We start from the raw sequence: 11,253 nt of genomic DNA, 5'->3' as shown, positions 1-11,253 counted from the left end.
ACATCGCCGTTGTGCTCGACCGCCTCGCCCGGGGCCACACCATCGACCGCATCGACGAACTCCTGCCGTGGAACTTCAGGCTCACCGCATCACCCGCGGGAACGGGCTGACGCTTACGCCGCCTCGACGGGCTGCGCTACAGCAGCGCCACCGGGAAGAAGGGGGCGAACGTCGTCCTGTTCGCCGGACCCAGGGAGGTGGCGGGAGCCACTGAGGAGAATGGATATGGTCGAGCCCCAAAGACATGGTTGAAGCTCGCAAGCGTCCGCCATATCCGGCCGCGGACGTAGCGCTGAACTCCTTAGCCCTTACCAGGCGGCAATCATGCAAAAGGCACAGTCGTGCCTTCCGTGCTTCTGATGATGGCGTTCGAACGGCTTGCAGCCACCGGCTCCTCCCATCGTGCCGCCGTTGGCGGATGGCTTCACCCCCACCATCTATCCGGCAGTGTGCTTTCTCCATGGCTCGCTCACCGCAGCCACCTAGAGGCGGCGCCGCACCTTTGCAGGACTTCCCATGACTCTGGACCTATCTACTCCCCAGGCGATGCCTGCCTCCCGCCTCCGCCCTGCGGTGGCCAGCAAGTCCTTCGAGGCCACGGAGCCCGGCGATATCGTGGCTTTGGTCGATGGCGGCAGCGAGCGATTCGGCATGGTTGGTGCGCATCTCGAGCGGGGTGGCACACGGACGCTGGTCATGGTCTACATGCGGGATGCCTCTGGCGGCGGCCCGGCGACCGTCGCGTGGGAGTACTACGAACCCAACCAGACGGTGTTGTCATTCGGAAAGAAGCCCTTCTTCAGCTTCGATCCAAGGGGCACTGCAGCCGTTCGGGCACATCTCGGGCCGGTCCCGACCGGCGCGCTTATCGTCGGGCGCAGCGGCACACTGCTGACGGCGCAGCATGCCGCTGCCACCGGCGCGAGGGCCGCCTACTTCAACATCGCCTCGGGGGAGCTGGTGACGGACGCCGCCCGCAGTGGAGACGTCGCAATCAAGACATGGGAACTCCACCTGCCGATCGACGGCCAGCCGTCTATGGCACTCTTTCGCTTCGGCTCTGCCAGTTAAACCATCGTCCGGGCGCCGCAGCCCCGGAACCCCCTGAGAGCCGGAGCGGCTCACATCTTCCTGCTCCTGGTGGATGTCGACCCTCTGGCGTCCAAATTCTGCCACAACATCGAGATGAGCCGCACCCTCGAACAGCAGGCAGCACGTGCGCCCCGCATCCTGGCGGTCTTCCTGCTGACTGCGAGCGGAAGCACAGCCACTTCGGAAGTTCCACGCCGTCCCTCGTGACGAGCACCCGCGTGGCCGGATTCCCCGCTCAAGGACAAAGCGCTCACCAGGGTGGCCTCCGCGGTCTGCAGGATCGCGGTCTAGAGATGCAGGTGTGCCGGATCGCCGGGCCGCTGATTGCCGGTGGTGTCGCTCATCCAGCCATAAGTTCGCAGCAGCCATCGGGTGTGCCCCCCCACGCCGGGCCCGGGCGCCGCGCGGCCGTGGATCACCTGCCTGTTGTGAACAAGGCAGATGTCCCCCGCCCCAACCACCACGTCGGTGTAGAGCCCAGGCAAGGCGGCGGAGAACGCATCCAAGGCTTCACGTGCCAAAGGCGGCGCATCGTGGGAGACCCTCACGCTGCTGTGGCTGAAGCGCATGGAATTGCCGTGACGAGGCTCGACAAGGCTCAGCAAAGGGGCACCGACCCTGGTGCGCCCGTTCACGAAAGTCCTTTGGGCCTTTATGTCGAACCATGGCCCCTGCAGCGCATCATACTGTTCATCCGTCAGGGTCCTCAGAACCGACGACACCGACGTGAGCCTGGTCATCGTGCCCGATGGGTTGCGGAGCCCGACCAGCACCAGGAGGTCGGGGGCGGGCGATTGCTCCTCTCCGCCCGCCATAAACTCGCTGGGAAACGGCAGCGAAGCACCGTCGGTGTGCCCCCTCATCGGCGCCACGGACCGCTCCGCCACACCGGCGCCTGCCTCTTGGTCAGGCAGAGCGACCAGGTTCACGAACGCGGCGCCGTCGTTTTCGGAGTGGTATGAAACCAGCCGCGCCCCCGCCAGCGACATGAGGCCGATCGTAGCCCATGCGAGGGGCCACCAGGCAGGGTGGTGTAGCGGGGCGAAGCCCGTGGGTGTCTCGGGCAGCGCGGCCAGGTTAATCCCAGTACGTATGACGAGCCAAGGTTGCTGGCCAGTCGCAAACTGCCTGAGCGTGATTGCATCATCCTGCGAGAGCGCCCCCTGTATGGCATCACCGGCCTCAGCGTGAAGCCCAACCGGGTCGCAGCACGGGTCGCCGGTTGGGAGGGCGGCAAGGGCGGCCGGGAGCCGAGCCGGATCGATTGCGATTTCCTGGATGGCATCAAGGATGGGCACGCTCGGCCTCTCGGACTGCTCAATCCTTCTGCAGCATCGCCAGCCCGATTGCAATCTCACCGGCTTTCGGTGAGACTCACCATCAAGTGGTGAGAATCAGCCTGTGACGCGGTCGGCTCCCTGCTGGAGTCCGGTAATCTTGGGGAGCGAATCATGGTGAGGCATCAGGGCACGGCGCACGCCACCGATGGTGGTACGGAAGCCGCCGGGGCACATGGATCCGGCAACCTGGCGCGGAGCGACCTCGAACGGGCGGTCAGAGCCGTGACGCGGCATGACTTCCATGAGCCGTCGCGGACCCACATCGTCTGGTGCCCAGGCGTGGGCCGGAATGGCGCCAAGGGGTTCGGCGATGCGGCCGACGAGGCGCACCGCATGTTCGTCCGGCGGATCAGTGAATTGCTCGATTCGGCGACTCCAGCCGACCTGGAGCGTTGGGCGAACAACCTCGCCCGGACGCACGCCGAGAGCTTGAGGGAGGCGCACGTCCGTTCGCTTGCTGCACGGGAACGGATGGGTTGCTACAGCCTCGGCCTTGATCCCGCGCAGGTCGCCCTGCTCGCCGACGCGCCGCGCGCCCCCGCCTCGAACCAAGCCATTGTGGACGCGCTGCATGCGGGTCTGACCGCCTTCCGGACCTTTACAGGCCGGACCACGCGCGCCGGTGTCGTGGCGGCCATTTCGGCGAACGAGAGCAAGCTGCGCGCCGGGCGGCAGGACCGTGGCGACGAGACGGTCTACCGGACTGTGAGGATGGACGCGGAAACCCACGCAAGGCTTCAGCTCGAGGCGCACGAGAGCGGCGTGAAGCTTCAGGAGCTGTGTCGTTACGTTCTCCATCTCGCCTTGGGCGGGCGCACGCCCATCCGAGACCATGATGTCGGAGCCGCCGCATCCGACGGCTCCCCACGTGGCAATCCCTTCGCGGACCTGAGCGTCCAGCAGTTCGCCCGGGTGGCGGAAGGGGCTCGGATGCCGAGAACGGTTCTCGCCGCCATCAGGGATGGCCGGGTCGTGGGCCTACCAGGGATAGTCGCCGAGCGCATCGGCAGGGCCATGCCGACACCCGTGCCAGCGAACGACATCATCCACCACGCAGGCTCGGGGGCACGACTCCCGCCAGCAATGGCGGCCAAGGCGAAGCGAAGGCCCACCGCGTCCGCAGGCGCCATGACACTGGAGGAGGTCGCGCGCGAGGCTGGGATGACCACCGACGCCATCCAGCACATGCTGGCCGACTGATCCGGCGCGCGGCGGTGAATTCCTTCGACGCCGCGCGCTTTGCGGCACGCGCCCTCCGCCAGGCCGTCTCGGCGACGGCAGCGACGCACGGCATCCTGGCTCTAGCGGAGGCAGCCGCGGACCATCTCGGGTTCGAGGTGAGTTGGGTGCCCGCGAGAAGCCCGCTCCTGAATGGGACGATGGCGCTCCTGGACCCTCAGGCGGGAACCATCGTCTGCGCGAACCGCGAAGACGACGGTGAGCGGGCCCTGCTCCTGGCCCACGAGTTGGGGCACGAGGCTGTCCACCGCCTGACCGCCGGTTACGACATGTCGGTCGCCGCGGGTCGGGCTGGGGCAGCCACGGTCCGTTTGACCGACTACGGCCCGCGGGAGCGGCGCGAGCTCGAGGCCGAGGTGTTCGCGCGGGAGTTCGCCCTGCCCCGTGACGACGCGCGCCGGATGCACCTCGCCGGGAGAATGACCGCAGCGGCCATCGTCTCCAGCACGGGGCTTCCCCGCGGCGTGGTCGAGAGGCAGCTCCTGGACTCGCTGCTGCTGCCCGACGTGGAGGCGCCCTCCCCTGCCCCGAAGGCTGCGCCCGACCTGGATGGCTCGCAGGCGGCCGCGGTCTCGCACGCTGGCGGCCCGCTGCTGCTGTCCGCCGGTCCAGGGACGGGGAAGACGCGCACCATGGTCGCGCGGATCGTCCACCTTGTCGGGGCGGGCGTGGACCCGGGGTCAATCCTTGTGCTCACCTTCTCCGATCGTGCCGCAGCCGAGGCATCCGAACGGATTTGCGCCGCGCTTCCGGAGGACGGCGCCCGCGTGTGGGTCGGCACGTTCCACCAGTTCGGCGCCGACATCGTCCGGCGCCACGCCGACCGGCTCGGCCTGCCGGATCGCCCTGTGCTGTTCGACAGCGCCTCGGCCGTCGACGCCCTGGAGGACCTCCTCGCCACCCTCGACCTCAAGCACTACCGCAACCTGTGGTCACCGGAGAGGCTCCTGAAGGACGTCCTGGGCGCCGTGTCCCGCGCCAAGGACGAGGTCGCCGGACCGGAGCGCTACGCCGAGCTCGCGGCCGCCATGCGCCTCGCCGCGGCGGGAGACCCGGAGAAGCTGGCGGCCGCGGGGCGGGCCGAGGAGGTGGCGCGCGTCTACGCGGCCTACCAAGGCAAGCTGCAGGCGACGGGTGGCATCGACTACGGCGACATGATCATGCTGCCGACCCTGCTGCTCGAGGACGACCCCGTCCTGGCGGCAGGGCTCCGCGAGCGGCACCGCCACGTCCTGGTGGACGAGTACCAGGACGTCAACCGCGCGAGCATCAGGCTCCTGAAGGCGTTGGTCGGCCGGGGCGGCGAACTCTGGGCGGTCGGTGACGCCCGGCAAGCCATCTACCGCTTCCGCGGCGCGTCCTCCGCCAGCATGTCGCGCTTCGGGGAGGACTTTGGTCCCCACGTGGCCCTGGGACTGGACACGAACTACCGCTCCTCGGCCGAGGTGGTCCGCGGCTTCGTCGGGTTCGCGTCGTCCATGGCCGCGTCCGCGGGAGGCGTTCCCCTGAAGCTGTCCGCCTATCGCGGCACGGCCGGGCACGCGCCATCGCTCACGGTCTGCCCCGACGACGCCGCCGAACTGGCCGCGGTGGTGGCAGGCTTGAGGGAGCTCGCAGAACGCGGGGTGCGCCACGGCCAGCAAGCCGTCCTCTGCCGCGCGAACGCCCGGGTCGAGAAGGTCGCGGCCGCGCTCGAAGCGGCGGGTATCCCGGTGCTGCGCATCGGCAACCTGCTGGAGCGCGAGGAGGTGCGGGATCTCCTGAGCCTCCTCAGCCTGGCCGTCGATCCCACCGGCGCGGGCTTGCCACGCGTCGGGGCGCTGCCTCGCTACGGCCTGACCCTGCAGGACGTGCGCACCGTGGCGTTGGCGCTGCGGTCCGGCGACCGGACCGCGCTGGAGGCGCTGCCGGACCTGGCGATGCTCCCCGGCCTCTCGGCGCAGGGTGCGACAGGCCTCGCCCGCTTGCGGGACGACCTCGCGGGCCTGGGGCCCTTCTCCACGCCGTGGGAGTTCCTGACCGCGTACGTCATGGACCGAACGAGGTGGCTGGCGGATGTGGCCGAAGCCGACGGCATGGCCAGCAGCATGCGCCGCCTCGCGGTCTGGCGGCTCCTGGAGACAGTCCGCACGCAGCCTCCTGGAGAGGCGGGGCCGCCCATCAGGCGCTTCATGCAGCGGCTGCGGCGGATCGCGCTGCTCGGCGAGGCGAAAAGCCTCGGCGACGTGCCGGAGGCGGCCAGGGGCCTCGATGCGGTCCATGTGATGACCGTGCACGGGAGCAAGGGCCTGGAGTTCGAGGCGGTGCACCTGCCAGGTCTCACCGACAAGAGCTTCCCGATGCCCGAGAGGAGCCAGGCCTGCCCGCCGCCGCATGGGCTGATCGAGGCGGCCGGACCGCACTCCCCGGCCGAGGACGCCGCCGCCGAGGAGGAGTGCCTCTTCTTCGTGGCGCTGTCGCGCGCGAAGACCCACCTGCGCCTCTACCGGAGTGATCGGACCGCCGGGAACCGGGCACTGTCACCGTCGCCATTCCTCACGAAGATCGCGCCCGCACCGCTCGTGAAGCGCGGTTCGCCCGCCCTGCCCCCTCCACCGGCTGCCGAACGCGCCATTTCCGTGTCGTGGCCCGCTGGCGGCGCGAGGCTGCAGGCGCACCAACTCGAGCAGCTCCAGAATTGCCCACGCAGGATGCTGCACACCGCCCTGCTCGGCATCGGCGCGGCCCGCCAGACTGGCCCCTTCGCCAAGACCCACGACTGCGTGCACCGGCTGCTGAACCAGATGGCCGAAGCAGATGCCCACCTCGGCGGTTCCGGCCTGGCCAAGCTGGAGCAAGCATTCGAGGCCATCTGGCTGGAGCATGGCCCGTGGGACCACGGTTATGCGGAGCACTACCGCGCCCTTGGCTCGAAGCTGCTCGCGGCGCTTCACCGGCACCTCAATGGACGGACTTCCATGCAGTCCGCGGTGGTCGTCGTTGACCAGGCCGGTGTCGAGGTGCGCGTCCATGCCGAGGATTCATTGTCCGAGGCGGGCGAGCACGTCCTACGTCGCATCCGAACCGGGAGCGGCCGCGTGGACGATCTGAAAATCGGCTTCACCCTCCTGCTACTTGCCGCCCAGGCGCAGGGTGCTGGTCGCGGCCGCGCGGAGTTGGTCAGCCTGACCGACGATACGGTGCACCCTGTCGACCTCACGCCCAAAAAGCTGAAAAACAGGCTTCAGACCCTGCAGGAGCTTGGCGACCTACTTCAGCGCGGATCTTTTCCAGCCATCGGCAAGGCAGAGGATTGCCCGCGCTGCCCGCATTGGTTTGCCTGCGGCCGCCTCCCCTTCGGGGACTTGGCGATGAAGGAGCGGTAACCAGGAAAAGGCTCAACCTGCCATATCGCTCGGCAGGAGGCAGGTCGGTCCGTGCACCAGATGTGCACGACGCCTAGGAGCGGCCATGCGGTCCTGCGCCACGTTCCGCCTCGGCCAGGTCGCTTCTGTAGCTGGACGCCGCGAAGCCGATTGCGCTGGCGAGCACCGCCACAGCAGATGGGCAAGGCGACCGATCGGACCACGTCCTCGAACATCTGCTACAGGTGCTCGCCAAGATGATCCAAAGTCCGGCGATTAGATGCTCCGGATCTTCCTGAGCGACAGGACAACCGAGCGGCTTCCGGGGCAGGTGAGAGCCAGACCGGCGGCTCTCAACGTCGACCTCGGCGAACCCATCACGGAGCTGCGGGAGTCGTAGCCGAGCTCTTCGCAAGCCGAATGGCGGCCCGAGCACTGCTGCTTGGCTTTCAGCGAAAGCGGTTCTCGTGTGCCCCGCCACGGAAGACGAGATTTTAGTTTACTGTTCGAAATGAAAATGGCTAAGGTCAGGCGCATCCTCATCCAGCAGGCATCCCCGCTTATGGCAGAAGAGCCGCCTCCGCCCAAGAAGAAGCGCAAGAAAGGGGCTGGCACCATGGCTAAGCCAGCCCCTGCGGCAACGAAGAAGCGGACGTCTGGATCATTGGCCAAAGCCGCCGACACCATGCCGCAGATGGTCGCCCTGAATGGCACCGTTCCGGTCCTGAACATCTCCCTGACCGCCGAGTATGCCGCTGTCCGTGAAGATGACTGGGATGACTTGACGATCGATCCAGTGCCCTTCGCATCCCTGCGAGCGGCGAAAGACCACATGCTGGCACTGCCCTGCTACTCGCATGGGGATGCCACCCGCCCCCGCGCCTGGATGACCGAGATCTCGCGACGTACCGCTCCCGTGTGCCAGGACGGAACCCAGGACCGTTTCGTGATCGTCAGGCTGGTGAGCTTCCGGTGAACGCGTGCCTCTGGCGTGGGCTGCCTCTCGTTTTCCTGCTCGCGGCCTGCGCCGACAAGACCGACCTGCGCCGGTGGGCATCCTCCGAGGACGTGCGCGCTGGCGATAACGAGCTGGAGATGACGCTCTCCGTCGGCATGGCCGCCCCGCCTGTGGCGAGGCCGCTGCCAATTACCGTGCTCGCCGGGGAAGCACAGCAGGCGTACATCCAAGCCGTTGCCGGTCAGTCAGCGGAAAGGGCAAGCGCCCTGGAGCGACGCATCTTCGGCGCGACAGTCGCCGACGACACGCCCCGCGAAGGCCAGTCGCCGGTCGACCGGGCATCTCGACGCGTGGCCTTGAATGTCTCGCGTCCTTTCGGGACGATGGGTCCAGGAGATCGCATCGAGGGCTACCGTGCTTCCATCCGGCCTCTCAACTTCACGTTCGGCGACTACCGCAACACCGAGGCCGAAATCACGCTGACGGATGGTGTTCAGGTTCAGCGTACCAGCGGCTCGCAAACGACGCAGAGCCTCACTGCGGGCGCTGAGGCCACCGGCCTGCCGGTTGGCCTGGAGGCAGGCGCGACTCAAAGTCGCCAGCTGGTCACCACCACCACCATCCGGGAGACCAGGGGCGTCAATCCCTTCGTCGAACCCGCATGCATGACGGTCGACCGGACTGGATCGGCCAACTACCAGATCGACGGGAACGTCTTCGTCGACCTGAGCACGGTGAGCGAGGTTCCGCCGCCACCGGCCCGGACCGGCAAGTGTGCGTTTGGCCCAGCCCAAACGGGGACGGCATCGTCATCCCAGCCAGCTCGCTACTGGGTGATCGACGCACCACTCCCCACGCGGGGCACCACCATCAATGTTCCCCCGGGAGCCCGGCCCGGCTCGATCAGGACCTATCCGCGGGTGCCGCTGGTCGCGATGGTCAAGCTGGAGTTCACGCTGCGCCGGATCGTCGGCGGACAACGTGACCTTCCCGAGGGCGCGCACCACATCGAGCGCCGCACCGGCGCCTGGACACGGTGCGTGGACGTACTCGCAGGACCGCTGCTGAGGCCAGCGCTGTACCAGATTTCGCTCACCGGGCAGGTGTCGCAGGATGTGGTTGGCCCACTGGGCAACCTCACCGTCTCCGACCAAAGTTTGGCAACGATCCCGCTGGTCTTCACCGACTACGTCCATGCCGAGCAATTTGCCGGATGGCTGCAGAGCCAAAGCGATCGCCCTGGGCGCCTCGGCACGCTCACCCTCAATTACGCCGTCCGGTCTCCCTCGGAGCCGATTACCTTCACCGCGCAGCGTATGGAACTGCAACCTTCCCCCTGCCTGGAGCTCAATGCGGGTCAGGCAGGCGGCCCACCCGCCTGACCCGGGGGCTCTGGATTGCGGCTTGGCGGATCGCCGGTTCCGCGTCGGACCACTGAGCAGCATGTTTAACCACTGTTTCCAGGACGAGAGCCAGGAGCCGCGGCCAAGATGGCACGGCGCCTACCTGCTCGTCTCTGACGCCCCCACTCCCAGCTCCTGCCGCACGTGCGCGAACTGCACCGGATCCAGGCCGCGACGCTGCGCCGCCAACCAGAGAAGCGCGTCGAGACCCGCCTCCGTGAAGTGGGCACGGGCCAGGTGCGGCGAACCGCCACGCACCACCATCAGGCCTCGATCCACCATGCTCTGCACGGCAACCGGGACCTTCGGCTGCCCGGCAAGCGGCCCGGTGCGCCAGACCCTCAGGTGAATCCCGTCGACAACGGCGGGCGGGCGGCCGAAGCGGACGGTGAGTTCGCAGCGGATCAAGTCACGCTCTGCCGCGTTGAGGAGTTCGTCCGGGTTATCGGAAGCAGGCGAAGGGGGCATGTGTCCCGCATGTTGGCTGCCAAGGGGGTCCCTTGTTACCCTTTGCCGCGCCGCTGCACGAGAGCGGGTTCGTGGCGCCCTCATCGCCGGATCAGCGTAGGACTCCGATCCGGCGGCCACTTGGGCCAAAACCCCTGTTGGCGAGGAGCGTCCACCTCACCATCCCATCGGCAGCCGTCCCGACCTCGACTTGCTCACCGCAGCTATGCGGGGGCGGCGCCGCGTCGCCACAGAAGTCATCATGACGTCACATCCGACTACCGTTCACCCCGTCACAGCGTCCCGCCTCGTCCCGGCCGTGGTCAGCAAACCCTTCGGCGACGCGGAGGCTGGCGAAGTCGTTGCATTGGTGGATGGGGTCGGGGCGCGGTTCGGCATGGTAGCCAGTATCACCGAACAGGACGGAACGAAGGTCACTGTCATGGTGCTTCTGCAGGAGCACCAGGATGGCAAGCCAGCGACGGTTACGTAGGATCGCTACGAACGCCACCAGACCGTGCTCTCGTTCGACAAGGCGCCCCATTTTCGCTTCGACCCCACGAGTTCCAAATCCGGGATGATCGATGCACCACGGGGAAGCGATTCCGCACGGATGCGACCAGGATAGAGCGAGCCTGCCCACTGGGCTGCCGCAGCAAGCCGGGCACCGGTGGGAGGCTTCACCCACAGCCAAGGCCAACTTGGCACCACCGCGCCACGCCGATACCGGCCTGCCAACCGCCCTGGCGGCACGCTTCACCGGTGGCTGGCGCGGACAGGTGGCCTGCCCGCAGGGCCGAGTGGCTCCACGATGCCGGTCGCACAACGTGGACACGCCGCTGATGCCCCGCCACGGCGGGCACCGGGCCTCGGCAACCGCGTGACGGCGTGGCGGCGTGACGGTGGAAGGAGACGCTGCCCTGCTCAGGGCCTAGCTTTCTGGTCGGCTCGGCATACCTTCAGGTTAGAAGGAGATTCGCCGCGATGCCCATGAAGCTCAAGGTCCTGTCGGTCTACAACCGTGGCGACGCCACCAAGGAGCATGTGCTCCTCGAGGCTGTCGAGGACTGCAACGCCAACCGGTACCTGCTGGCGGACAGCACCTTCACCGGCGATGGGATGATCTCGAACAGGCTGCGTCACACCTTCTGGTTCCCCAGCAAGGCCGTCAAGAAGGGGGAACTCGTGTCACTCTGGACCGGCAAGGGATCGAACACCGAGGCTGCCAACGCCGCCGGGACCAAGATCCACCGGTTCTACTGGAACCTGGGGTCCGCAGTCTGGAACGATGACGGGGACTGCGCGCTCCTTATCGAGGTCAGCGATTGGAAAGCCAGCCGCACCAAGTAGGTGCGGCGTCGCACCGATTGCAGTCGGCCGACTGTTCAGCTGGCCCAGCAGCCTTGCTCCTGGCCTTAGCTCCCCAGCCA

Annotated in this window: 8 protein-coding genes; 6 read left to right on the top strand and 2 right to left on the bottom strand. The window is 67.6% G+C overall.

Features of this window, described 5'->3' with window-relative positions; genetic code table 11:
* Nucleotides 1–516 precede the first annotated feature (516 nt).
* Nucleotides 517–1,071 (top strand): hypothetical protein, encoded by a 555-nt coding sequence (locus tag QMO56_RS11315; protein ID WP_283525780.1) that lies wholly within the window; start codon nucleotides 517–519, stop codon nucleotides 1,069–1,071.
* Nucleotides 1,072–1,379: 308 nt separating this feature from the next.
* On the opposite strand, the gene QMO56_RS11310 is transcribed toward QMO56_RS11315, so the two are convergent.
* The gene (locus QMO56_RS11310; RefSeq protein WP_283525779.1) at nucleotides 1,380–2,390 is read right to left on the bottom strand and encodes a TauD/TfdA family dioxygenase; all 1,011 of its coding nucleotides are present in this window, start codon (nucleotides 2,388–2,390) and stop codon (nucleotides 1,380–1,382) included.
* A 153-nt stretch (nucleotides 2,391–2,543) separates the two neighbouring features.
* Here QMO56_RS11310 and QMO56_RS11305 point away from each other — a divergent pair, with 153 nt between their 5' ends.
* From QMO56_RS11305 to QMO56_RS11290, 4 genes are all read left to right on the top strand, one after another.
* Complete coding sequence (locus tag QMO56_RS11305; protein ID WP_283525778.1) at nucleotides 2,544–3,632, top strand: hypothetical protein; 1,089 nt, start codon at nucleotides 2,544–2,546, stop codon at nucleotides 3,630–3,632.
* A gap of 179 nt (nucleotides 3,633–3,811) precedes the next feature.
* Nucleotides 3,812–7,036: an ATP-dependent helicase gene (locus QMO56_RS11300; protein WP_283525776.1), complete on the top strand. Its 3,225-nt coding sequence runs from the start codon at nucleotides 3,812–3,814 to the stop codon at nucleotides 7,034–7,036.
* 421 nt (nucleotides 7,037–7,457) lie between these two features.
* Nucleotides 7,458–7,991 (top strand): hypothetical protein, encoded by a 534-nt coding sequence (locus QMO56_RS11295; RefSeq protein WP_283525775.1) that lies wholly within the window; start codon nucleotides 7,458–7,460, stop codon nucleotides 7,989–7,991.
* Nucleotides 7,988–9,355, top strand: a complete 1,368-nt coding sequence (locus tag QMO56_RS11290) for a hypothetical protein (RefSeq protein WP_283525773.1) — start codon at nucleotides 7,988–7,990, stop codon at nucleotides 9,353–9,355. Before QMO56_RS11295 ends, QMO56_RS11290 begins: the two co-directional genes overlap by 4 nt.
* Nucleotides 9,356–9,475: 120 nt before the next feature.
* Here QMO56_RS11290 and QMO56_RS11285 read toward each other — a convergent pair whose 3' ends face one another.
* On the bottom strand, nucleotides 9,476–9,844 hold the full coding sequence (locus QMO56_RS11285; RefSeq protein WP_283525771.1) for a hypothetical protein: 369 nt from the start codon (nucleotides 9,842–9,844) through the stop codon (nucleotides 9,476–9,478).
* A gap of 963 nt (nucleotides 9,845–10,807) precedes the next feature.
* Between QMO56_RS11285 and QMO56_RS11280 the strand changes: the two genes are divergently transcribed.
* Complete coding sequence (locus QMO56_RS11280) at nucleotides 10,808–11,173, top strand: hypothetical protein (protein WP_283525770.1); 366 nt, start codon at nucleotides 10,808–10,810, stop codon at nucleotides 11,171–11,173.
* Nucleotides 11,174–11,253: the final 80 nt, after the last annotated feature.

The organism is Roseomonas sp. E05, from assembly GCF_030063475.1.
Taxonomy (GTDB): domain Bacteria; phylum Pseudomonadota; class Alphaproteobacteria; order Acetobacterales; family Acetobacteraceae; genus Pseudoroseomonas.
Note: the sequence above shows the minus strand (reverse complement) of the source record. Positions and strands in the feature narration are given on the sequence as shown.

What these genes read in the sequence shown, in the direction of transcription:
- QMO56_RS11315 (WP_283525780.1), top strand. Translation starts at nt 517, where the DNA reads ATGACTCTGGACCTATCTACTCCCCAGGCGATGCCTGCCTCCCGCCTC.
- QMO56_RS11305 (WP_283525778.1), top strand. Translation starts at nt 2,544, where the DNA reads ATGGTGAGGCATCAGGGCACGGCGCACGCCACCGATGGTGGTACGGAA.
- QMO56_RS11300 (WP_283525776.1), top strand. Translation starts at nt 3,812, where the DNA reads ATGGCGCTCCTGGACCCTCAGGCGGGAACCATCGTCTGCGCGAACCGC.
- QMO56_RS11285 (WP_283525771.1), bottom strand. Translation starts at nt 9,844, where the DNA reads ATGCCCCCTTCGCCTGCTTCCGATAACCCGGACGAACTCCTCAACGCG.
- QMO56_RS11280 (WP_283525770.1), top strand. Translation starts at nt 10,808, where the DNA reads ATGCCCATGAAGCTCAAGGTCCTGTCGGTCTACAACCGTGGCGACGCC.